Origin of the sequence: Pararoseomonas sp. SCSIO 73927 (assembly GCF_037040815.1) — a bacterium.
Lineage (GTDB): Bacteria > Pseudomonadota > Alphaproteobacteria > Acetobacterales > Acetobacteraceae > Roseomonas.
Genome location: NZ_CP146232.1, coordinates 1570143 through 1591913, shown reverse-complemented (window position 1 = coordinate 1591913; position 21771 = coordinate 1570143). Strand labels below are relative to the sequence as shown.

At 70.7% G+C, this 21771-nt stretch carries 31 protein-coding genes; all 31 read left to right on the top strand.

The window, feature by feature from the left end; genetic code table 11:
• Positions 1-3 precede the first annotated feature (3 nt).
• The 31 genes from VQH23_RS07550 (at position 4) to VQH23_RS07400 (ending at position 21766) form a co-directional block, all read left to right on the top strand.
• The gene (locus VQH23_RS07550) at positions 4-456 is read left to right on the top strand and encodes a hypothetical protein (RefSeq protein WP_338665020.1); all 453 of its coding nucleotides are present in this window, start codon (positions 4-6) and stop codon (positions 454-456) included.
• Positions 456-2438: a transposase domain-containing protein gene (locus tag VQH23_RS07545; protein WP_338665019.1), complete on the top strand. Its 1983-nt coding sequence runs from the start codon at positions 456-458 to the stop codon at positions 2436-2438. The genes VQH23_RS07550 and VQH23_RS07545 overlap by 1 nt, the downstream gene beginning before the upstream one ends.
• A 68-nt stretch (positions 2439-2506) precedes the next feature.
• Positions 2507-3514: an AAA family ATPase gene (locus tag VQH23_RS07540; protein ID WP_338665018.1), complete on the top strand. Its 1008-nt coding sequence runs from the start codon at positions 2507-2509 to the stop codon at positions 3512-3514.
• Complete coding sequence (locus tag VQH23_RS07535; protein WP_338665017.1) at positions 3511-3801, top strand: hypothetical protein; 291 nt, start codon at positions 3511-3513, stop codon at positions 3799-3801. Before VQH23_RS07540 ends, VQH23_RS07535 begins: the two co-directional genes overlap by 4 nt.
• A 211-nt stretch (positions 3802-4012) precedes the next feature.
• Positions 4013-4291 carry a GapR family DNA-binding domain-containing protein gene (locus tag VQH23_RS07530; RefSeq protein WP_338666066.1) on the top strand — a complete coding sequence of 93 codons (279 nt, stop codon included), beginning with the start codon at positions 4013-4015 and terminating at the stop codon, positions 4289-4291.
• Positions 4292-4294: 3 nt separating this feature from the next.
• Complete coding sequence (locus tag VQH23_RS07525; RefSeq protein ID WP_338665016.1) at positions 4295-4429, top strand: hypothetical protein; 135 nt, start codon at positions 4295-4297, stop codon at positions 4427-4429.
• Entirely contained in the window at positions 4426-5112 is a 687-nt protein-coding gene (locus tag VQH23_RS07520) for a DUF2786 domain-containing protein (protein ID WP_338665015.1), read from the top strand. The genes VQH23_RS07525 and VQH23_RS07520 overlap by 4 nt, the downstream gene beginning before the upstream one ends.
• Positions 5105-5431 (top strand): DUF4326 domain-containing protein, encoded by a 327-nt coding sequence (locus tag VQH23_RS07515; RefSeq protein WP_338665014.1) that lies wholly within the window; start codon positions 5105-5107, stop codon positions 5429-5431. The genes VQH23_RS07520 and VQH23_RS07515 overlap by 8 nt, the downstream gene beginning before the upstream one ends.
• Positions 5424-6164, top strand: coding sequence for a phage Gp37/Gp68 family protein (locus VQH23_RS07510; protein WP_338665013.1), 741 nt, complete (start codon positions 5424-5426; stop codon positions 6162-6164). The genes VQH23_RS07515 and VQH23_RS07510 overlap by 8 nt, the downstream gene beginning before the upstream one ends.
• Complete coding sequence (locus VQH23_RS07505; RefSeq protein ID WP_338665012.1) at positions 6161-6655, top strand: regulatory protein GemA; 495 nt, start codon at positions 6161-6163, stop codon at positions 6653-6655. Before VQH23_RS07510 ends, VQH23_RS07505 begins: the two co-directional genes overlap by 4 nt.
• Positions 6656-6857: 202 nt before the next feature.
• Positions 6858-7220, top strand: a complete 363-nt coding sequence (locus tag VQH23_RS07500) for a hypothetical protein (protein ID WP_338665011.1) — start codon at positions 6858-6860, stop codon at positions 7218-7220.
• A gap of 110 nt (positions 7221-7330) precedes the next feature.
• Positions 7331-7861 carry a glycosyl hydrolase 108 family protein gene (locus VQH23_RS07495; RefSeq protein ID WP_338665010.1) on the top strand — a complete coding sequence of 177 codons (531 nt, stop codon included), beginning with the start codon at positions 7331-7333 and terminating at the stop codon, positions 7859-7861.
• Positions 7858-8400: a hypothetical protein gene (locus VQH23_RS07490; protein ID WP_338665009.1), complete on the top strand. Its 543-nt coding sequence runs from the start codon at positions 7858-7860 to the stop codon at positions 8398-8400. The genes VQH23_RS07495 and VQH23_RS07490 overlap by 4 nt, the downstream gene beginning before the upstream one ends.
• Before the next feature lie 2 nt (positions 8401-8402).
• A complete protein-coding gene (locus VQH23_RS07485) occupies positions 8403-8831 on the top strand; it encodes a hypothetical protein (protein WP_338665008.1) in 429 nt (142 codons plus the stop codon).
• Entirely contained in the window at positions 8828-9133 is a 306-nt protein-coding gene (locus tag VQH23_RS07480; RefSeq protein WP_338665007.1) for a hypothetical protein, read from the top strand. Before VQH23_RS07485 ends, VQH23_RS07480 begins: the two co-directional genes overlap by 4 nt.
• A gap of 6 nt (positions 9134-9139) precedes the next feature.
• Positions 9140-9700 (top strand): phage protein Gp27 family protein, encoded by a 561-nt coding sequence (locus tag VQH23_RS07475; protein WP_338665006.1) that lies wholly within the window; start codon positions 9140-9142, stop codon positions 9698-9700.
• On the top strand, positions 9697-11328 hold the full coding sequence (locus VQH23_RS07470) for a terminase large subunit domain-containing protein (protein ID WP_338665005.1): 1632 nt from the start codon (positions 9697-9699) through the stop codon (positions 11326-11328). The genes VQH23_RS07475 and VQH23_RS07470 overlap by 4 nt, the downstream gene beginning before the upstream one ends.
• A gap of 10 nt (positions 11329-11338) precedes the next feature.
• Complete coding sequence (locus VQH23_RS07465) at positions 11339-11560, top strand: hypothetical protein (RefSeq protein WP_338665004.1); 222 nt, start codon at positions 11339-11341, stop codon at positions 11558-11560.
• Between the two features lies 1 nt (position 11561).
• A complete protein-coding gene (locus VQH23_RS07460; RefSeq protein ID WP_338665003.1) occupies positions 11562-13115 on the top strand; it encodes a DUF935 family protein in 1554 nt (517 codons plus the stop codon).
• Between the two features lie 119 nt (positions 13116-13234).
• Complete coding sequence (locus VQH23_RS07455; protein WP_338665002.1) at positions 13235-14482, top strand: PBECR2 nuclease fold domain-containing protein; 1248 nt, start codon at positions 13235-13237, stop codon at positions 14480-14482.
• A gap of 121 nt (positions 14483-14603) precedes the next feature.
• Positions 14604-15068: a phage virion morphogenesis protein gene (locus tag VQH23_RS07450; protein WP_338665001.1), complete on the top strand. Its 465-nt coding sequence runs from the start codon at positions 14604-14606 to the stop codon at positions 15066-15068.
• 134 nt (positions 15069-15202) lie between these two features.
• Positions 15203-16363: a hypothetical protein gene (locus VQH23_RS07445; RefSeq protein ID WP_338665000.1), complete on the top strand. Its 1161-nt coding sequence runs from the start codon at positions 15203-15205 to the stop codon at positions 16361-16363.
• Positions 16364-16373: 10 nt separating this feature from the next.
• The gene (locus VQH23_RS07440) at positions 16374-16793 is read left to right on the top strand and encodes a capsid cement protein (RefSeq protein ID WP_338664999.1); all 420 of its coding nucleotides are present in this window, start codon (positions 16374-16376) and stop codon (positions 16791-16793) included.
• A gap of 14 nt (positions 16794-16807) precedes the next feature.
• Entirely contained in the window at positions 16808-17737 is a 930-nt protein-coding gene (locus VQH23_RS07435; protein WP_338664998.1) for a major capsid protein, read from the top strand.
• 3 nt (positions 17738-17740) lie between these two features.
• Positions 17741-18187, top strand: a complete 447-nt coding sequence (locus VQH23_RS07430) for a hypothetical protein (RefSeq protein ID WP_338664997.1) — start codon at positions 17741-17743, stop codon at positions 18185-18187.
• 3 nt (positions 18188-18190) lie between these two features.
• Positions 18191-18640 (top strand): DUF1320 domain-containing protein, encoded by a 450-nt coding sequence (locus tag VQH23_RS07425; protein WP_338664996.1) that lies wholly within the window; start codon positions 18191-18193, stop codon positions 18638-18640.
• A gap of 2 nt (positions 18641-18642) precedes the next feature.
• A complete protein-coding gene (locus VQH23_RS07420) occupies positions 18643-19248 on the top strand; it encodes a phage protein Gp37 (RefSeq protein WP_338664995.1) in 606 nt (201 codons plus the stop codon).
• Positions 19245-19514 carry a hypothetical protein gene (locus VQH23_RS07415; RefSeq protein WP_338664994.1) on the top strand — a complete coding sequence of 90 codons (270 nt, stop codon included), beginning with the start codon at positions 19245-19247 and terminating at the stop codon, positions 19512-19514. The genes VQH23_RS07420 and VQH23_RS07415 overlap by 4 nt, the downstream gene beginning before the upstream one ends.
• Positions 19511-20986 (top strand): phage tail sheath C-terminal domain-containing protein, encoded by a 1476-nt coding sequence (locus VQH23_RS07410; RefSeq protein WP_338664993.1) that lies wholly within the window; start codon positions 19511-19513, stop codon positions 20984-20986. Before VQH23_RS07415 ends, VQH23_RS07410 begins: the two co-directional genes overlap by 4 nt.
• A gap of 13 nt (positions 20987-20999) precedes the next feature.
• Positions 21000-21359, top strand: a complete 360-nt coding sequence (locus tag VQH23_RS07405; RefSeq protein ID WP_338664992.1) for a phage tail tube protein — start codon at positions 21000-21002, stop codon at positions 21357-21359.
• Positions 21356-21766, top strand: coding sequence for a phage tail assembly protein (locus tag VQH23_RS07400; protein ID WP_338664991.1), 411 nt, complete (start codon positions 21356-21358; stop codon positions 21764-21766). The genes VQH23_RS07405 and VQH23_RS07400 overlap by 4 nt, the downstream gene beginning before the upstream one ends.
• The last annotated feature ends 5 nt before the right edge of the window (positions 21767-21771 follow it).

The following is a 21771-nucleotide window of genomic DNA, read 5'->3' as shown; positions in this document are numbered from 1 at the left end:
GCCATGCCTATGACGCTGAAGACGCAGCCGAACCTCTGGGATTACGAGCCTCCGCCGGTGGTGGCCGAGTTCGACCCGGACGAGGTGCGGGGCAAGAACCTCGCGGCGCGCCTCTCGATGGCCATCTCGAAGGCTCTGTCGACCGTGGAGGCGTCGCGCGCTCAGATCGCCGCGCGGATGACCGGCTTCCTCGGCGGGCCTCCGGTGACGAAGGCCATGCTGGACGCCTACGCGGCGCAGTCCAGGCCTGACCACAGCATCTCCGTGCCGCGCTTCGTCGCGCTCCTCCACGCCACCCAGGACCGGCGCTTGGCGCAGATGCTTGTGGAAGGGCTTGGCTGGGCGGTCATCGAGAAAAAGTACCTGCCGCTGATCGAGGTCGCCGAGCTGCGCGAGCAGGAGGACCGCATCCGGCGGCGCGTGAAGACGCTCACCGCACAGGCGGGGCGCCGCTGATGCCCCTCGACGTCGCGCCCTCCTCGATCACACCGCTGCGGCAGGAATGGTTCACGGCCGCCGAGCTGGCAGCGCTGGGACTGCAGGGCATTCCGACGACGAAGCGCGGCGTGAATATGATGGCGGACGCCAAGGGCTGGAGCGCGCCGGAGCGGGAGGGCGGCTGCTGGCGGATGCGTCAGGGGCAGGGTGGCGGGCTGGAGTACCACTACTCGGTTCTGCCGGCGGCGGCGCAGGCCAAGCTCACCCACACCATGGTCGTGCGCGCGCCGGAGGCGACCCGCATGTCCGTCGCCGAGAGCTGGGCGTGGTTCGACCGGCAGACCGAGACGAAGAAGCGCAAAGCGCGGGAGAAGCTGGAGGCGCTCGACCAGGTCGACGCCCTGGTGCTCGGAGGGGTGGACCGCACCGACGCCGTGCGCCACGTCGCGCAAAGCCGCGGCATCTCCTGGCGCGTCATCTACGACTGGAGCAAGGCCTGCGCGCACGCAGCGCGTGCCGATCGCCTACCCTGCCTTGTGCCGCGCAACGCGGGCGACGTCGCCACGGCGGAGATGAGCCCGGACGCCTGGACCTACATCAAGTCCGAGTGGCTGCGGCAGTCCCAGCCGTCCTTCCAGGCCTGCTGGCGCCGCCTCGTGATGAAGGCCGAGGCTGAGGGGTGGACCATCCCGCACGAGCGCACCGTGCGGCGGCGTCTGCAGGCACTGCCCGCGGGGGTGAAGACACTGCTCCGCAAGGGCGCGGATGCCCTTCGCGAAATGATCCCGGATCAGGAGCGCGACAGGGCGGTCTTCCATGCTCTGGAGGCCGTGAATGCCGACGGCCACACCTGGGACGTCCGCGTTCAGTGGCCGGGCATCGAAAAGCCCGTGCGCCCGGTCATGGTGGCCTTCCAGGACCTCTACTCCGGCAAGATCCTGGCGTGGCGCCTGGACACCACGCTCTCCTGGCACGCGGTGCGTGTCGCATTCGGTGATCTCATCGAGGGGTTCGGCATCCCCTCGCACTGCTGGCTCGATAACGGCCGCGAGTTCGCGAACAAACGGATGACCGGCGGGCAGGCCAATCGCTACCGCTTTAAGGTGCAGGCTGACGATCCCGACGGGCTGATGACGACGCTCGGGGTGAAGGTCCATTGGACCAAGCCCTACAGCGGCCAGTCGAAGCCGATCGAGCGGGCGTTCCGCGACTTCGCGCAGGACCTGGCAAAGCACCCCGCCTTCGAGGGCGCCTACACCGGCAATAGCCCGACCAACAAGCCGAGCAATTACGGTTCCCGCGTTGTACCCCTGGATGTGTTCCGCCAGGTCGTGGAGGAGGGGGTGCGCGAGCACAATGCCCGCCTCGGCCGTCGCTCCGTCGTGTGCGCGGGGCGGAGCTTCGACCAGGTTTTCGCAGAGAGCTACGCGGCGTCTGGCATTCGCCAGGGCACCGCCGAGCAGCGCCGCATGTGGCTGCTCTCCTCCGAGCCGGTGAAGGCACGAGCGCCGGACGGTGCAATCCACCTCTACGGCAACCGGTACTGGGGCGAGTTCCTGCACGGGTGCATCGGTCAGAAGGTGGTCGCGCGCTTCGACCCAGATGCCCTGCACGAGCCGATGCACGTCTACGCCCTGGACGGTCGATACCTCGGCGCCGCGGCTGCCGAGAGCAGGGCGGGCTTCGCGGACGTCGAGGCTGCCGCGACGCAGGAGCGTCGCCGCAAGGACTTCGTGCGGAAGAACCGTGCCAAGGTCGAAGCCGAAGGCCTCCTCAGCCTCACGGAGCTGGCGAAGGCCGCGCCGCGCGTGCCGAAGCCGCCGGTGATGGAGCCGCCTCGCCTCGTCCGCCCCCTCTTCGCCGGCAACACCGCGCTCAAGGCCGCGCCTGCGGCGGCCGCACGGAAGGGTGAGGCGGAAGACCTGCAGGAGGAGATGCTGCGCGGCATCGCGCATGCCCGCCCCCTGCGCCTGATCAGTGGGTCAGGCGGCGACGCCTGACCCACCAACCGATCCCAGGGCTGTGCTGGCAGGCCGTGCCCCCGGGATCTCGCAAGAGAGGAGACTACATGCCGAGCGATCTTCCGAGCAACGAGTTCCCGAACGAGGAGGCCCGGCAGGCTTGGGCCGCCGACATCCGCAAGCGTGGGATCGAGGCACGCCAGGCTGACGGGATCACCTGGGGCAAGATGGCCGACCAGGTGGGCGGGAACGCAGAGAACAAGGTGGGTGAGAGCACCCTCGCGGCCGCCTTACAGGGGTCTTACAAGGGAGACGCCGACAAGGTCCTCCGGAAGGTGGAGATCTGGCTGCAGTCGCGTGAGGCCCGGCAGGCGGCCCGTGCGCGCGCCCCGTCCGGCATCGACTTCCAGCTGACGCCGACGGCGCAGGACATCACCCTGATGCTGGAGCACGCGCAGTTTACGCCGGACATGGTGCTCGTCTCCGGCGCGCCTGGCATCGGCAAGACGATGACCTCGCGTCGCTACGCGAAGGCGACGTCGGGCGTCTACATGATGACCGGGCAGCGGGGCTGCGCCGGGGCGAAGTCTGCCATCCAGGATCTCGCGCAGGCGATGGGCCTCTCCGCCTACGGGGCGCGGACACGCACCAGCCGCGACATCATTGTCCGCCTGCAGGATTCGGGTGGCCTGCTGATCTGGGACGAGGCGCAGTACTACGGCCTGGAAGGTCTGGATCAGATCCGGCACTGGCACGACCAGTGCGGTGTCGGTATCGCCATCCTCGGCAACGACCTGATCCCCAAGAGCCTCGGGCGGGCGGTGAGCGATGACCAGTACGCCCAGCTCGCGCGCCGGGTGGGGGCCAGCCTGTCGCGCACCGAGCCGAAGCCGGGCGACATCGAGACCATCCTGGGCGCGTGGGGCTTCACCGATCCGGAGGTGCTTGGCGCTCTCCGGGCGCTGGCCGGCAAGCCGGGCGCGCTCGGCACGCTGAACAAGGTCATCGCCATGGCCCTGCGTGCCGCGGCCGCCGCCGGTGAGGAGCTAAAGCTCCGGCACGTCGAGCGCGCCTGGCTACAGATCGACCCGACGCGCCGGGGAGGCCGCCCGTGACCCGCACCCGCATCGTCATAGCCAGCTGCGCCCTCGGGGTGGCCATGGCGGCACAGGGAGCCCTCCGGGCGAACGGGCCGGAGCGCCTGGCGACCGCGCCGGGCTATGCAGCCGCCGGCCCCGTCGACGAAGCGGTCGAGGCCGTGTTGGAGCTGGTGGACGAGATCGGCCTCGTCGCTAGCACACCCACCCGGACCCACGAGCAGCGCATCGAGCTGCTGCTGCACATCCGGGTTCGGATCGAGGCGGTTCTGGCCGTCCCGATCGGGATGGCACCCGCGCCATGACCGGCCCTGCATCTTGCAGCACCTGTAAGGGCCTTGCCCTCGTCTGGGTGCCGACGGGCGGGATCGACGCCTGCCCCGCCTGCGCCCGTGCAGCGGAGGAGGCCTTCCGGACTTGTCGCGCCGTCCCCGCTCCGACGCTCGCGCCGTCGGTCCTCTTCCTCCCCCGCCCGGCGCATCGCCGGGCCAACGGCGAAAGGCTTGCCGCATGAGCATGACGGCCGAGGATCAGCCGGACGACGGCGAGGACGAGGTGGACGTTGGCGGGGTAGCCGTCGACCGGCTCCGCTCCGTCATCGAGCGCGTCGAGCGCCTGGAGGAGGAGCGGAAGGCGCTGGCCGACGACATCCGCGACATCTTCGCGGAGGCGAAGAGCGCCGGGTTCGACGTGGCCGTGGTCAAGCAGATCATCCGGCAGCGGGCGCAGGAACCCGCCGAGGTGGAGGAGCGGGAAACCCTGCTCGACCTCTACCGCCGCGCGCTGGGGATGTAGGCGATGCTGAGCACCATCACCTCCGCACTTAGCGACGTCTGGACCGCGCTCCTCTGGCTGCTGGCCTGGGTGGCGGTTGCCGCTGGCACCATGGGCTGGTGGCACGTCCTTGTCGCCGAAGACGAGGACGAGCTGTGACCGACCTCGACGCCGTCATCCGGAGGATCCGGGCCCTACTGCAGCTGACCGAGGCGAACGGCTGCACCGAGGGCGAGGCCGTCGCGGCCGCCGCGAAGGCGCTGGAGCTGATGCGCCAGCACGGGCTGGACGAAAAGTCCGTGCACACCGGCCGGGCCGAGCGGACCCTGCCCGCGGACGGGAGAGATACTCTCCGCGGTCTCTGGGCCGCCGTCGCCTACGTCACGCGGTGCCGCCTCTACTACGACTTCGGCCGCTCTCCCCAGGTGGTCTACATCGGCCGCGCGCCCTGGCCCGAAGTGGCCGACTGGCTGCACGGCGTGGTGGATGCCGTCTCTCGAAAGGCGCACGGCGCGTTCTACGCCTCGCCCGCCTATCAGCGACATCGCACAGTGCGGGCGCAGAGCCTGGCCCGTGCCGCCTTCCAGCAGGCGTTCGTGGAAGGGCTGCGCGCGAAGATCATCGCCCTTGTGGACGAGGCGGACAACGACTTCGCCCGTGACCGCCGCTTCGCAGAGCGCGCTCTCCGCGCCGTGCCCGACCTGCGGCCGGCCGGGAAGGCGGGCCAGGTGCCGGGCTTTGCGGGCGCGCGACGTGCGGGGCAGTCGGCCGCGCGCGCGGCGCATGTGGGCTGGGGAATCCAGGGAGCCGGGCCTCGGCTGATCGGGGGCGGCCGTGGCTGAGCGGGTGCGCCTCTCGCGCAAGGGCGGCTGGAGCATGCCGGAGAACACCGTGCGGGTGGCACGCCCCGGCCTGTTCGGGAACCCCTTCGCGCACGCGGAGAGCCGTGTCGCTGTGGCGATGCACCGCGTCTGGCTCACTGGCGGGATGCGCTCCACGGCCATGCTGGACTGCCGGGTGGTCCTGCCCGGGGACGTGACCTTCCGACGGCGCCAGGTGCTGCGCGACCTCGGCTGGCTCCGCGGCAAGAACCTGGCGTGCTGGTGTCGCCTCGACGCGTCGTGCCATGCCGACACCCTCCTGGAGCTGTCCAATGGCTGAGACGACAGGGATTTCCTGGGCCGATCACACTTGGAACCCGTGGATCGGCTGCACCGCCGTCTCCCCGGCCTGCGATCACTGCTACGCCGAAGCCTGGGCGAAGCGTTGGGGGCGCGACTTCTCGGAGCGGCGCCGGACCAGCGCGGCGAACTGGCGCATCCCCGCGAAGCTGAACGCGGCGGCTGCGGCGGCAGGCGTTCGGCGGCGCGTGTTCCCGTCCCTGATGGACCCGTTTGACAACCAGGTGGACCAGGCGATCGGCGCCGACTTCTGGCGCGTCATCGCGGAGACGCCCTGGCTGGACTGGCTGCTGTTGACGAAGCGGCCGCAGAACATCCGGAAGATGCTCCCCGCCGGCTGGGGCAAGGGATGGCCGAACGTGTGGCTGGGCACAACTGCGGAGAACCAAGACGAGGCGGATCGCCGGCTGTGGGCCCTGACCAAGGTCCCGGCGGTCCTGCACTTCGTGTCGTGCGAGCCGCTGCTCGGGCCCGTCTGGCTCCCGGACTACCTCGGCTGGGAACTCAAATGGGTCATCTGCGGGGGTGAGAGCGGGCCTGGGGCACGCCCCATGGATCCGGCCTGGGCGCGCAGCCTCCGCGACCAGTGCGCGGGGAAGGCTGTTCCCTTCCACTTCAAGCAGTGGGGCGGGGCCTCGGCGAAGGCCGGAGGCCGCCTGCTCGACGGCCGCGAACACCTCGACATCCCTCTGCCGGAGATGATCCGCCCATGACCGACCGTATGGCCTCGGGGCGCATGCCGCGCCTCGCCCACGCCCGCCCGCCGGAGGGCAGCGCGCGCGGCGCTGACCCGAAGGTTCTGATCGCGAAGATCCACGTTGCGAAGAAGCAGCTGGGCCTCACCGACGATAGCTACCGGGACCTGCTGCGCCGGCTGATCGGGCAGGAGACCTCGAAGGGCGCCTCCGCCTCCCAGCTCGACCGCGTGCTGCAGGAGTTCAAGCGTCTCGGCTTCACGGCCACGAAAGGCCGGCCGGATCACCGCCGGCAAATCCGCATGATCGTCGCGGTCTGGGCGGACCTCCGCCCCTACCGGGAGGAGGTAGAGAACGAGGAGGCCGATCGCGCGGCGCTCCGGGCCTTCGTGCGGCGGCAGACGGGCGGCGTCGACGACGTCCAGTTCCTCACTCCTGAGCTGGCGAACAAGGTCCTGGAAGGGCTCAAGGCCTGGCTTAGCCGCGCGCAGCGTCAGGTCGTCGCCTGATGGGCCACCGTCGCCCGCGTCGTAGTCGTCGACGTCGTCTCGCACGTCGCGAGCGCGCAGTGCTACAGAAGGCCGCAACGCAGGCTCCTCCGTCGCCGTTCCAGAGGTTCTACCAGGAGTTCATCGCCGCATCGGTGAAGGCCTTGATCGCGGTCGATGCGGCATTCCATGAAGCCTTCACACGAGCAGCCACACCGCCGAGATGAGACCGCCGCCCGCCGTCCCTGCCGAGCTTTCGCCGATCGCCGATCTCATCGGGCGTGAAGCGCTGCTGCGGCTGATCGAGACGCACGGGGGCACGCGGCTCTTCATTCCCGAGAGGCCCGTTGAGGGAAGTGTCCTGACCGGTGCCGTCGGCCTTCCGGCGGCACTGGCGCTGTCCAGCCGCATGGCCGGCACCTACCTGAAGGTGCCGCTCGCGCGCGCTTGGCGTGCGGCCATCCTGCGCCACTATGGGGCGACCAATCCCCAGATCGCCCGTGCTCTCGGAGTGACGGAGGGCGCGATTGAGCGCATGCTCCGCCCAGCGCCTCGCAGCGCCCAGGCCGAACTCTTCAGCCCCTGAGATCGTCATGCCCACGCCGGGGGGCATGACTTCATCCCGCCTTGCGCGACCACTGTTGCGCCATGGATTCCCCGGCCCTTTCTGCCCTCCTGCCCGCCCGAGATGCCTTCATGGGCTTCGTGTTCGAGCGTGAGGGCGCGCTCGTCGATCACCCCTCTGACCCCGGCGGCATCACCAACCGCGGCATCAGTCTTCGCTACGCCAAGTCCAAGGGGCGACTGTTGGACCTCGACGCCGACGGCGACGTCGACGCGGCCGACATCCGCCTCATCACGCCTGCGGTCGCGGCGGAGATCTACGACGCCGACTTCTACCTGAAGGTGCGCGGGCCCGAGCTGCCCGCTTCGATTGCAATCGCGGCGGCCGATGCCGCGGTGAACTGCGGGCCCGATCGCGCCATACGCTGGCTGCAGGCCGCCGTCGGCGCCCGGGTGGATGGCGCGCTCGGCCCGCTGACCCTCGTCTCCGTCGCTGCCGCCAGCCCGCGCCAGTTGCTGGCCGAGTTCCAGGCCCGCCGGATGGTCCACCACGCGACCCTCAGCACCTTCGGCACTTTCGGCCTCGGCTGGATGCGCCGTTGCTCCGCCCTCTCGATCCTCTGCGCGGCCTACCTCCCGCCCGTCCCGGAGACCTCCCCGTGAAGCGTCACCTCTGGCTCCGGCTGCTGCCGCTGCTGATCATGCTCCTGGCGCTCGCGCCGGTCCTCTTCGTGCTGCCGGCCCTGGCGGCAACGCTCGGAGTGCCGCCGGTGCCCGAGGGCGGGGGAAGCACCTTCCTGCTGTGGGCGAACTCTTTCGCCGGCATGGTTGCCGCCGCGGTCGGCCTCTGGCTGTTCCGGGAATGGCTGAACACCTGGATCAAGACGAAGGGCCTGGAGAACGATCAGCGCGTACGTGACTACGTCCTGCCGGTCCTCGACATCGCGGTAAAGGCCGCCTTCGCGCGCCTGGGCCCGCTCGGTGTCCTCGCGACCCTTCCGCCGGGGGCGGACCTCAAGGCGCTCGGTGCCCGCGCCGAGGTGGAGTTGGACGCGATCTCCTACCTCGACCGGCAGGTGCCGGGCGGCCTGGGTCACTTCCGCCTCTCCGCCGACGACGCCCGGCGCATGGTCGGCAAGCGCCTGGAGGCGATGGCTGGCGATGTCGTACAGCGCGGTGAGGCCGCTCCGGCGCTCTCGTGACCATGGCCGACCTCGTCCCCGACTTCAGCTGGCGCGACCTGGGCGGGCTGACGATGTTCGCGCTCGCCGTCGGCACGGTCATCGGCTTCGTCGTTCGCGCCTGGCTCCGTCAGAACCTGGCCGGCGTCTTCGTCGAGCACTCCGATTTGAACCGGGTCCAGGCATCAGTCGATGGCGTCAAGGCCGATGTCGGCTCGGTGAAAACCGACGTGGCGCAGCTCACGGCGCGCACCGTCGAACTGGAGGAACTCGTCCACACCCTGCCAACCAAGGAGGACGTGAAGACCATCCGTCACGACGTGAAGGATCTGCTCCAGCAGAACGCCGCTCTGGGTGCCACGGTGAAGGGGCACAGCGAGCTGCTGGAGGGGATCGATCGTCGTCAGGAGATCCTGCTCCAGACACTTCTGCAGGGAGGGAGCAGGGCGTGAGCCTCGCGGAAGAGCTGGCCGCCGATCGGCGCGGCGTGATCCTCGACCTGCTGATGCGGGAGCCGGGCTACAAGCTCTCGGATGACGTGCTCCGCCTTTCGCTGAAGGGGCTGGGGCGGGGCGCGCACCGGGTCACCGTCATCCAGGCCGAGCTGGGCTGGCTGGCCGAGCACGGCCTCGTGCGGATCGAAAAGGATCACAGCGACGGGGTCGAGACGCAGATCGGCGTGCTGACCAGGGCGGGGAAGGAGGTGGCCGAGGGCGCGCCCCATCCTGGTGTCCGTCGCCCGGAACCGCGGTAGGCCGGCATGGGACGCCCATCCTCGGTCGACCGGCTCGGACCCGAGATCCGGGAGCAGATCGGCCGCCTTCTCGACGAAGGCCGGTCGCTGGACGAGATCATGGCGCATCTCGCCTCGCTGGAGGTGCGCGAGATCTCGCGCTCGGCGCTGGGGCGCTACACCCAGCGGGTCAACAAGCTGGCCGAGAATCGCCGGCGGGCGGAGTTCGTCGCGCAAGCCCTTGAGCGTGACTTCGGCTCGGATCCCGAGAACAAGCTTCTCCGCCACTTGATCAAGTCGGTGGAGGTAGACCTCTTCGACATCCTGAACTGTGAGGGGGAGGAGGGCGAGGACGCGCCGAAGCCGGACGCGAAGTCCTCCCTCACCATCGCCCAGACGCTGGAGCGCCTAGTCCGCACCAGCCGTCACGACGCCGCGCTGAGAGAGAGTATCGAGAAGCGGGCGGCGGAGAAGGCGAAGCGCGAGGCCGCCGCCTCGGCCGAGGAGGCTGGGCAGGAGGCAGGCCTCTCGGGAGACATGATCGACAAGATCAAGCGGAAGATCCTAGGGCTGAAGGCAGCACCATGAGCACGCTCATCACCGAGGAGGAGTGGAAGCGGCACCGCGCCGAAGCCATGACCATGTCCGCCGTAGGCCTCCTCGGCGGTTTTGAGGAGGGCGTGCTGCTTCCCTACCAAGCCGCTCTAGTGGAGGAGATCGAGCGGAACGAGGTCGTCATCTGCGAGAAGAGCCGTCGCATCGGGGCCACATGGGGGGTGGGGTCGAAGGCAGTCCTGCTCTCGGCAGCGAAGCGCTCCGAACGCGGCATGGACACCTTCTACATCGGCTACAACCTGGAGATGGCGCGGGAGTTCATCGACGTCTGCGCTATGTGGGCGGCCGCCTTCGACGAGGCCGCGACGACGGTCGCGGAGTTTCTTTTCGAGGACCGGAAGAAGGGCGAGGATACCCGGCATATCCAGGCGTTCCGCATCGCCTTCGCGAGCGGTTTCGAGATCGTCGCCCTCTCCTCCCGCCCCCGCTCTCTCCGTGGCCGTCAGGGCTTCGTCATCATTGACGAGGCTGCCTTCCACGAGGCCCTGGCCGAGCTGATTAAGGCCGCGATCGCGCTGCTGATGTGGGGCGGGAAGGTACTCATCATTTCCACCCACGACGGGGAGGAGAACTACTTCAACGAGCTGATCAAGGACGCCCGGGCGGAGAAGAACCCGTACAAGGTGGTCCGGATCGCCTTCGACGAGGCGATTGAGCAGGGCCTCTATGCCCGCATCTGCCTAGTGCGTGGGATGGAGTACTCGATCGAGACGGAGGCCGCCTTCCGGGCGAAGATCCGCGCCTTTTACGGGACCGGCGCCGGCGAGGAGTTGGACGCCATCCCGTCCAGCGGCGGCGGCAAGTTCCTCCCCCTCAGCCTGATCGAGGCCCGCACCAGCCGCGAGATCCCTGTCCGCCGCTGGCGCTGCGAGGCGGACTTCGTTCACAAGCCCGACCATGTCCGCACCCGCGAGGCCTTTGCGTGGTGCGAGGAGGAGCTGGGGCCGCTGCTGCGCCTCCTGGATCCCCTGCTCCGCTCCGCCTTCGGGCAGGACTTCGCCCGGGTCGGCGACCTGACGGTCATGTGGCCGCTCCAGGTCCGGCACGATCTCCGCCGGCACACGCCCTTCATCGCCGAGCTGCGAAACGTCCCCTACGAGCAGCAGCGCGAGATCCTGTTCTACATCTGCGACCGCCTGCCGCGCTTCACCTCCGGCGTGCTCGACGCTGGCGGCAACGGCGGCTACCTCGCCGAGCGCGCGATGCAGCGCTACGGCGCTCACCGGATCGAGATGCTGCACCTCACCGAGGGCTGGTACCGCGACCAGATGCCGAAGCTGAAGGCGGCCTTCGAGGACGCCAGCTTCGATCTTCCCGCCGACGACCAGGTCGTCGACGACTTCCGCCAGATCACCCTGGTGCGCGGCGTGCCGCGCATCCCGGAGAAGCGGACCTTCGCGAAGGGCGAGGACAAGGACAAGGCAGGAGGCCAGCGTCACGGCGACGCCGCCGTCGCCGGCGCCATCAGCTTCTACGCCGCCGGCCGGGAGGTGGGCAGCACCGAGCACGACACCCTGCCATCCGCCGCGCCGCTGCCTCCCTCCATTCGCGACTTCCTCGGCCTTGGCGGCCGGACGTCGCTCGCTGACTACGTTGGGTAGGAGAAGCCCCTTGGATCAGACGTCCCCGCCGATCTCCGGCTATCGCCAGCTCAGCCCCGAAGAGGTGGAGCAGATCAACAAGGTAAAGGCACTCGCCAATCAGGTGGGCGAGCTGGTCGACCAGGTGCGAGCCAGCGGCGCTGACCCCCGCTGGGCGAGCATCGCCGCGACGGAGCTGCAGCAGGGGTTCATGGCCCTGAACCGCTCGATCGCGAAGCCGACGGGCTTCTGAGATGGCCAAGGCCGCTGTCCCCGCGCCGCTGCAGGTCGAGATCGCGACGATCGCGCGCGACGTCACCGCGCCAATGCCGGGCTTCACCCTGGCCCCGCGCGACGACATCCTGGCGCGGCGCGGCGGGCAGGACGGCCTCAAGATCTACCAGGACCTGGCGCGGGACGGGCACGCCGGCTCCGTCCTCCGCAAGCGCCGTGCGGCCGTCATCGCTCGCGAGTGGACGGTCGAGGCCGGCGGGACGCAGCCGGACGACCTGCTGGCCGCCGAGCTGGTCCGCGTGGCGCTCCGCCGCTTCGGGTTTGACCGCCTCTGCCTCGGCCTCCTGGCCGCCGTGCTGAACGGCTACGCGGTCGCGGAGGTCATGTGGGAAGCGGCCGACCTGGTCGTGGACCCCCGGCCGGAGGATGAGCGCGAAGGCAAGCCGTCGCCGTCCGCCACGCCCTGGATCGTGCCCGCCTCGGTGAAGGTGCGGAACGCCCGGCGGTTCCGTTTCGGCCTGCAGGGCGAGCTTCGAATGCTGACCTGGGATGAGCCCCTGCACGGCATCCCGCTACCGGACCGCAAGTTCATCGTCGCCCGCTACTGGGCGGAGGAGAATGAGGACCCCTATGGCCGCGGCCTCGGGCACGACCTCTTCTGGCCCGTCTACTTCAAGCGCAACGGCGTCGCGCTCTGGCACAAGGCGCTGGAGCGCTTCGGCCAGCCCTTCCCCTACGCCGAGTACCCGACGGGGACACCGCGGAACGAGCGGCAGGAGCTGCTCGCCGCCCTCGCCGACCTCGGCCAGAGCGGCGGCCTCGTCGTGCCCCAGGGCTCGCTGGTGAAGCTCCTGGAGACGAAGATGACCGGGCCGGACGGCGGACACGCCGCGCTGGTGTCCGTCATGGACGCGGAGATCTCCAAGATCGTCCTCGGCGAGACCCTGACCACCGAGGCCGGGGACAAGGGCGCGCGCTCCCTGGGCGAGGTCCACGACGACGTGCGCCAGGAGCTGGCGGACGGTGACGCGGACCTGCTCTCGGCGGAGCTGAAGAGCCAGGTCGTGCGCTGGATCGTGGAGCTGAACCTGCCCGGCGCAGCGGTGCCCGACATCTGGCGCCGCGCGCCGGAGCAGGTGGACCTGAAGGCGCAGTCCGATCTCGACAAGGCGCTCTTCGACATGGGCTTCGAGCCCACCGACGCCCACGTCTCGGAAACCTACGGGGACCACTACCAGCGCAAGGCCGCCCCGGAGCCGCCCGCGCCGCCGCGCGTCGCCGGCCCGCCCCAGCTCCGGCTCGTGGAGCATGCCCGCGCCGACGGTGCCGGCCCGCTCGATGAGCTGGTGGCCCGCCTGGCTGTCGCCGCCGCGCCGTCGCAGGAAGCGGTGCTCAACGCCATCCGGCGCGAGGTCGAGATGGCATCGAGCTACGAGGACCTGGAGCAGCGCTTCCTCCGCCTCTCTGCGGCGCTGCCGATCGAAGGCCTAGCGCAGGCGCTGCAGCCCGTCCTTCTCCTCGCCAACCTGACCGGAAGGGACGCCGTCGGGCAGGCCGCCGGACACGACGAATGAGAGGCGCCGAAAATCGCCCCTGCAGGGTGGAGGGGCGCGCCGCCGCGCCGTGCCCCCGTCCGGGGTGCGCCACCCGGCCCTTAGAGGCCCTTAAAGGGCCTTAAAGCGGGGGTGAAGGGATGAGCGGATCGGCCGAGTGGGGTGGCATGCCGATGCAGGAGGCCATTGCCTTCCTGCGGCAGAAGGTGCGCCTGCCCTCCACACGCTACGACGACCTGGAGCGTGAGGCGCATGTTCGCGCCTTCTCCGTCGCCGGCATCCAGGCAGACGACATGCTGGCGGACCTGCAGGGGGCGCTGATTCGGTCCCGGGAATCCGGCAAGGGCTTCGCCGAGTTCCGCCGGGACATCGGGGAGACGATCGCCAAGACGGGCTGGGCGGATCGCGGCGCCGATTACGTCTCCTGGCGCACCCGCTTGATCTACGACACGAACGTGCGGGTCTCGCAGGCCGCCGGCCGGTATGCCCAGATGACCGAGCCGGAGACGCTGGAGGCGCTGCCCTACTGGCTCTACCGGCACAACCCCAGCCAGCATCCCCGCAAGCACCACGAGGCCTGGGACGGCACGGTGCTGCCCGCCGACGACGTCTGGTGGAAGACGCACTACGCCCCCAACGGCTGGGGTTGCCAGTGCCAGATCGAGGCGATCTCCCGGCGGGACCTGCGGCGGATGGGCATGCAGGGGCCAAGCCGGCGCCCGGACGACGGGACACGCCGCTACGTCGATCCCGTCACCGGTGAGGCGCGCCAGGTTCCCGTCGGCATCGACCCGGGCTGGGACTACAACCCGGGGGAGAGCTGGCTGCACGGCGCCGTTCCCACGGAGCTGCAGGAGCCGCTCCGGCCCCGGGCGGAGGCGTCGGAGGCGCAGGTGCCCGCAGCTCTGCCCCCCATGCCGACGCCCCGCCCCTTCGACCGGGAGCGCCTGCTGCCGGAGAGCACCTCGGCGGAGCAGGCAGCCGCGGCCTTCCTCGGCGAGTTCGGCGCCACGATGGAGAAGGCCGTCGTCTACCGCGACGTCACCGGCGCCCGGATCACCGTCGGACACGACCTCTTCGTCACGGCTTCCGGCAAGATGAAGGCCGACAAGCGAGGCCGTGCGCCCTGGATGCGCCTGCTGGCCGACGCCGTTAGGGATCCGGACGAGGTATGGGTGGACTTCGAGCTGGGGCGGAAGAGCGGCGAGGTGATCCTGAAGCGCCGCTATCTCCGGCGCTTCGCGGGCGCGGACGGGGCCGAGGGCTTGGCCGTCTTCGAGTGGGGATGGTCCGGCTGGCGCGGCACCACGGCCTTCCCGCCGGACAAGGCCGCCTATCTGGAGGCGCTGCGCCGCGGAGCGCTGCTCTACCGGCGGAGGGAGGGATGATCGGGGGCGTCCAGCCCGCCCGCTCGATCGAGCCCCTGCAGCTCGGAGGTGGGCTGGCCACTAGCACGCCGGGGCAGGCCCATAATGGGCATCGGCCGGCCCTCCATCAAGGAGAACCGGCATGAGCGGGATGGTCGGCGTCCACATCGATATCCAGGGCGACAAGGAGGTGCTGAAGGTCCTGCAGCTCCTCATGGCCGCCGGCACCGACCCCGGGCCCTTCCTGCGCCCGCTCGGCACGCAGCTGCTCCGCACCACCCGGGAGCGCGCGGCGGATGAGGTGGATCCGGAGGGCAAAGCTTGGGAGCCGCTGAGCGAGGAGTACGCGAAGCGGAAGGTCCGGCCGACGATGCTGCGGGAGAAGGGCATCCTCCTCGGCGGTCTGACCCGCGAGGTGGAGGGCTTCGATCTGAGCTTGGGGACCAACGAGGTCTATGCAGCCATCCATCAGTTCGGGGGGGAGACGGGGCCCGCCGGCACGTCTAGCATCCCGGCGCGCGAGTACCTTGGCCTCTCGGCCGACGACATCCTCATGATCCAGGAGGAGTGGGAGGACTTCGCGACGCGTCGTGGTCTCGGCCGCTGAACGCTCTCCTGCACCGCTGAGCCTCGAAAGTTTCCTACGCCCACGCCTGTGGGCATGACCTCGCATGCCCGTGACGTAGCAACGTCTGGGGCATGCAGCGGCTCCACATCTTTCGCGCCGGACGCCACCAGCCCATGGCTGGCCCGGCCCTCGACTTCGCCGCCTCCCACCTGGAGGCGACGGCGCGCGCCTACGACCCGTCGAAGCACGAGGCGCCGATCGTCGTCGGCCACCCCGCCCTCAACGCCCCGGCCTACGGATGGGTGAGCGGCCTCGCCGCTGAGGCGGACGGGCTGCACGCGACGCCGAAGCAGGTGGACCCCGCCTTCGCCGCCCTGGTGGATGCCGGCCGGTTCAAGAAGATCAGCGCCTCCTTCTGGCGGCCGGACGCCCCGGACAATCCCACCCCCGGCGTCTATGCGCTGCGGCACGTCGGCTTTCTCGGCGCCGCGCCGCCGGCGGTGCTCGGCCTCAAGCCCGTGTCCTTCGCGGCCGAGGCCGAGGGTGTCGCCACGGTCGAGTTCAGCGCCGACGCCGGCGGCATCCGCTCCCTCGGCTGGATGCTGGGCGACATCGCCGGCCTCTTCCGCGGGCTGCGGGAGCGGATGATCGCCAAGGACGGCCAGGAGGAGGCAGACCGCGTCCTCCCGAACTACTCCATCCAGAGCGTGCTGGATGAGGCCAAGCGCATCCGCGACGCCGGCGACACGGCCGATGCCGCCCCGGCCTTCGCGGCCACCATCACCCCCCCGGCCGAAGAGGCCGCAGCTTCCCAGGAGAATGACGTGACGGAGCAGGAGCGGGCGGCCCGTGAGGCGGCCCTGAACGAGCGTGAGCAGGCGCTGGCGAGCCGCGAGACGGCCGTCGCCGACCGCGAGACGGCCTTCGCCGCCCAGGCGCAGCAGGTGCGCCTCGCCACGGCCACCGACTTCTGCGCCCGCCTGGTGCGCGAGGCGCGCCTGCCGCAGGGCCTGGCCCCGCGCGCGGCCGCGGTGTTGGCGAGCATGCCGGTGGAGGGCGCCGTGTCCTTCGCGGCCGCGGGCGGCCAGACGACCGAGGAGACGCCGGCAGCCGCGCTGCAGGCGCTGCTCGCCGCCCTGCCGCAGAGCGTGAGCTTCTCCGCCGTGAACGATCCCGAGCCCGCCGGCCACGGCGCGGCCGGCGTGGCCGAGTTCGGCGGTCAGCGCGTGGACAGCGACCGCATGGAGCTGCACCGCAAGGCGCTGGCCTACCAGGCCGCAAACCCCACCGCCGACTATCTCACGGCCGTCTCGGCCGTCGAGATGGCGGCCTGAGGGACCGAGGATGAGCGCGAGCATCACGACCTTCGCCCTCCCGCAGCGCTCTGCCGGCGCCATCGGCCGCGGGCGCGGCGTCACCTTCGGCGGGGCGCAGGTCTCCACGGCCGGCGCCAAGCCCAAGGGCATCGCGCACCACGCGGTGACCGGCGCCGGCCAGGACCTCACCCTCGACGTGTGCGGCACCACCCTGGTCGAGACGGGCGGGGCCTTCGCCGAGGGCGATTCCCTGGCCATGGACGCGCAGGGCCGCACCGTGGCCGCTGCCGCCCTGGCGGTTGCCTCCGGCGCGACGGCGGTCACCTCCGCCTCGGCCAACGGCGTCGCGGCGCTCGTGGGCGGCGATCCGCCGACCTTCGTCTACGCCGACGCGCTCGTGGGCTCCACGGGCGCCGGTCTCTTCGTCGAAGTCCTGCTGCGCCGCTGAAGGAGCGCTCCTAGATGTCCATGTCCATGCAGCAGGTCCGGATCATCGATCCGGTCCTCTCCACCGTCTCGCGCGGCTATCGCCGGGCCGACCTCGTCGGCGAGGCGCTCTTCCCGCGCGTCGACGTGCCGATCTCGGGTGGCCAGATCATCGAGTTCGGCAAGGAGGCGTTCCGCCTCTACAACGCCCGCCGCACGCCGGGCGCGACCACCCGGCGCATCGAGACCGGCTACCTCGGCAAGCCGTTCGCGCTCCTCCAGGACAGCCTGGAGGGCAAGGTGCCGCGGGAGTGGATGCGCGACGCCACCCGCGCACCGGGGGTGAACCTTGGCACGCGTGCGACCAACGTGGTGATGGGGTCGCTGCTGCTGGCGCTGGAGTACGAGCAGGCCCAGCTGGCCCGCACGCCCGGGAACTACCCGGCCAGTAACCGGATCGCCCTCGCCGGCGGCTCCCGCTGGACCGATGCCAGCGTGAACCCGACGAAGCACATCGACGACGGCCGCGAGGCGATCCGCGCGTCGGTCGGGATGTACCCGAACACGGCGGTGCTGAGCGCCAAGGCCTTCGCCGCCGCCCGGTCGAACCCCAATATCCTCGATCGGTTCAAGTACACGTCCAGCCAGAGCGTCACCAAGGAGATGCTCGCCGCGCTGTGGAACGTCGACCGGATCGAGGTCGGCCAGGCCGTCTTCGCCTCCGGCCCGAACGACGACTTTGGCGACGTCTGGGGCAGCGACGTGGTGCTCGCTTACACGGCGATCGCCTCTGTCGGCGCCGAGGTGCCGAGCTTCGCCTACACCTACCAGATGGAGGGCCACCCCTCCGTCGAGCAGGCCTACTGGGAGAACGCCTCGAAGAGCTGGATCTACCCGGTGACCTTCGAGCGCGCGCCGGTCATCGCCGGCGCGGGGGCGGGCTACCTCATCCAGACGGCCGCCTGATCCATGCGCCTCAGCCGTGCCCTGACGCCGATCGAGGTCGACCGGGAGCTGTTCCCGGTCGGGGCGACCCTGCCGCCGATGGAGGATGACGAGGTCGAGCTGCTCGACCGCCTCCAGGCCGTGGAGGACCTGGGCCCGGTGGTCGACGGGCACGAGCTGCAGCGCTGGCACGACGACGGCGGCGCGGGCCCGGAGGGGGCGCAGGTCAATATGCAGGGGCAGTCCGGGGGCAGTGCCTCCGGCGAAGGGTCGGACCCGGCGCCCAATGGCGAGGCAGCGGCAGGACAGGGCCCTGGTGGTGCCCCGTCCTCCTCCGCCCCGGGGACCGGCGCGTCCGCGCCGGGCGGCTCCGGTGAACAGCCGGCGGCAGGGGCGTCCGACGCCCCCGCCGCTCCTCCCACGTCGCCCGCCAAGGGCAAGAAGCGCGCGGCCCTGCCGCCCCAGGGCTGAGCCATGCCCTATGTCGATCAGGCCGCGCTGGAGGACCGCTTCGGCGCCGATGAGCTGCGGCAGCTGGCACCGGACGGCCTGGACGGCGTGGATCCCGGACGGGTCGCACGGGCGTGCCAGGACGCCTCCAACACCGCCGATGCCTATCTGGCCGGCCGCTACGCCCTGCCGCTCGCGGTCGTCCCCGAGCTGCTCGTGCGCCTGACGGCGGCGATCGCGCGCTACGACCTGCACCTCGGGCCGGGTCGCGTCGTGACGGACCAGGTCAAGGACGAGAAGGTCGCAGCGATCTCGATGCTGAAGGACATCCAGGCCCGCCGCGCGGACCTCGACCTGCCCTCCGGCGAGGCGCCTGCGCCCGAGGCGGAGGGGCCGGAGGTGCTCCGCACGCCCTCCCGTTCCCGTACCCCCGACAGCTGGCTCGACAGCTACCGCTTCGGGGACTTCTGCTGACCATGATTGCTGAGCTGGAAGACGCGATCATCGACCGCCTGAAGGCCCGCTTTCGCGGCACCCTGCAGGCCATCGAGCACCGCCCAGCGAAGATGACGGCGGAAGAGCTGGCCCGCGTGCTGACCACCGCGCCGGGTGCCTTCGTGTCCTTCCTCGGCTGGCGCCGCCGGGAGCGCCCGGAGGGCACCGCGACGCTGACCTTCGGCGTCTACCTGGTCGCGTCCAACCCGGCCAGCGAAGTCGCCCGCCGACGCGGCGACGCACGGACCATCGGCGCCTACTCCATGATCGACGTCGCGACCCGGGCGCTGGAGGGCTTCGCGCCCGACGCGGCGGCCGGCGCGGCCGAGGTCACCCGGTGCGAGAACCTCGGCGGCAAGGCGATCGATAGCGCCGGCTTCAGCGTCTACGGCCTGGCCGTCGAGATCCCCGGCGAACTGCCCACCTCCGACCTCCCCGAGGACAACGAGGAGGCGCAGGTCGGGGAGTTCCGCGTCTTCCGCACCGACTGGGACGTGCCACCCCACGGCGACGTCGGCCCTGACCTGCCCGCCGAGCGCGCGGACGCCGCCGACCACATCACCGTCCGCCCGAGCGAGGAACCATGAACGACCAGCTGCGCCTCATCCCCACGGGGAAGGAGGCGATCACCGGCCCCGGCGGGGTCGTGCTGTCGCCCGATGGCGGCCGTGTCCCCAACACCGAGTTCTGGCGCCGGCGGCGCCTCGACCAGGAGGCCCGCGACATGACGTCGGCGGAGATCGAGGCGGCCGACAAGGCCGAGAAGGCGGCCGAGGACGCGGCCATCGCGGCTGCGAAGAAGGCGGCGCAGGAGGCCAAGAAGCCTGGCGGTAACGGGGAGAGCGCGGCGTGAGCGGGTCCATCAGCTTCGACGGGATCCCCGTCGCCATCCGCCTCCCCGGCACCTATGTCGAGATCTCCAACCGCCGGGCGCAGCAGGGCCTGCTAGCTTGGCCGGCGCGGGTGCTGCTCGTCGGCCAGAAGGTCGCGGGCGGGACGGCGCCGATCGGCGTGCCCTTCCCGATCGCGGCCGGCTACGCCGATGCGCGCCTTGCCGGCGGCCGCGGAAGCCTGCTGGAGCAGATCGCCAAGCCCTACTTCGCCAACGCGGGCTATACCGAGACCTGGGGGCTCGTGCTGGATGAGCCCAGCGGTGGTGCCCCCGCGACGGCGACGATCGCCGTCACCGGCACGGCTACCGCCAGCGGCACCATCGCCCTGCTGATCAACCAGCTGCGGGTGCCGGTGGGCGTGACGGTGGGCCAGACGGCGGGTCAGGTAGCCTCGGCCATCCAGGCGGCCCTCGCGGCCGCCGGCGACCTGCCAGTCACCGCAGCGGTCACGACCTCCACCGTCACCTGCACCGCCCGGAACAAGGGCGAGCACGGCAACGGCATCGACATGCGGCACAGCTTCTACCGCGGCGAGAGCCTGCCGGCCGGCATCAGCCTGGCGATCAGCGCCTTCACCGGCGGCACCGGCAACCCCTCCATCCAGACGGCCCTGGACGCGATGGGCGACGCCTGGTTCACGGACTACGTCCTGCCCTACACGGACGGCAGCAACGTCGCCGCGCTGGAGGCGAAGCTGCTGGGCGACTTCGGGCCCCTGGTGATGCGGGACAGCACGTACTGGACCGCGATCGCGGGCACCTACTCCAGCTGCTACAGCTACCTTTCCAGCCGCAACGGCCAGGTGGGCGTCACCTTCCCGCTGCGCGGCGCCCCCTTCGCGCCCTACCAGTTCGCCGCGGCCGCGGCGGGCTTCAGCGTGCCGCTGCTGGCGGCCGATCCCGCGCGGCCGATCCAGAACGTGGCGATGGCCGGCATCCTGGCCACGCCCCCGAACGTCCACTGGACGCGAACCGAACGGGAGCTGTTCCTCAACAACGGGGGCAGCACCTTCCGGGTGGGCAACGGGGGCGAGGTCATCATCGAGCGCGCGGTGACGAACTACCGGCTGGCCGCCGCCGGCGTGCCCGACACCTCCTACCTCAACCTGGAGACGCTGAAGACCGTCGCCTTCCTGCGCTACGACCTTCGCACCTTCATCCCGCGCACCTACCCGCGCCACAAGCTGGCCAACGACGGAACGCAGTTCGCCCAGGGTCAGGCGGTGGTGACCCCCGGGCTGGCGCGCGCGGAGATCATCGCCCGGGCCCGCCAGTGGGAAACTGCCGGGCTGGTCGAGAACCTCGACCAGTTCAAGGAGGACATCATCGTCAAGCGGAACCCGGACGATCCGGACCGGCTCGACGCGATGCTTCCGCCCGACCTCGTCAACCAGCTCCGCGTCTTCGCGGCGCAGATCCAGTTCCTGAACTAGGAGGCGCGGACCCATGCCCAAGTTCCTCGGCCGCGCGACGATCCGCGCGGCCGGCACCGTCATCAAGAGCGCCAAGGGTGCCTCGCTCGACATCGGGGGCACGAAGCGCACCCCCGTCGTCGTGGGCGGCGTCGTCGGCTGGTCGGAGGAGACGGTGCCGTCGATGCTGGAGTGCGAGACGGCCCTGGAGGCCGGCATGTCGCTCCGCGCCATCTCCAACCTCGCCGGCGTCACCGTCACTTTCGAGGCCGACACCGGCCAGCGCTACGTGATCAGCGACGCCTTCCACACCGACACGCCCACGATGAAGGACGGCGAGGGCGGGAACGTCGCCATCAAGATGGCCGGCCCGCCGGCGGAGGAGGTGCTGTGACGCCTCTCAAGCTGAAGCACCCGATCGAGCGCCGCTCCACCGCGACGGGTGAGGTCGTGGACCGGGTCACCGAGCTGACCTTCGTGAAGCCCAATCTCGGGGCGATGATGGATGCCTTCGGGTCGGCCACCGGCGCCGACGGCCAGGCGGATGTCGGTGTGCTGCTGACGGTGCTGGCCGCCAACGCGGCCGGCATCTCCGTTTCCGAATGCCGCAGCCTCGACCTGGAGGACGGCATGAAGGTGCTGACGGCGGTGCAGGGTTTTTTGCCGAGTGGCCTCGTGGCTGGCCTGAGTGGCTCGACCTCATCTTTGGGCATTTCGGCATCGCCGCAGACTGGCGAAGCTGGGGCGCCACCGAACTCCGGTTCCTCGGCGCCCGCGCCAGCGCCTGGGACCGGCGGGTGAACGGA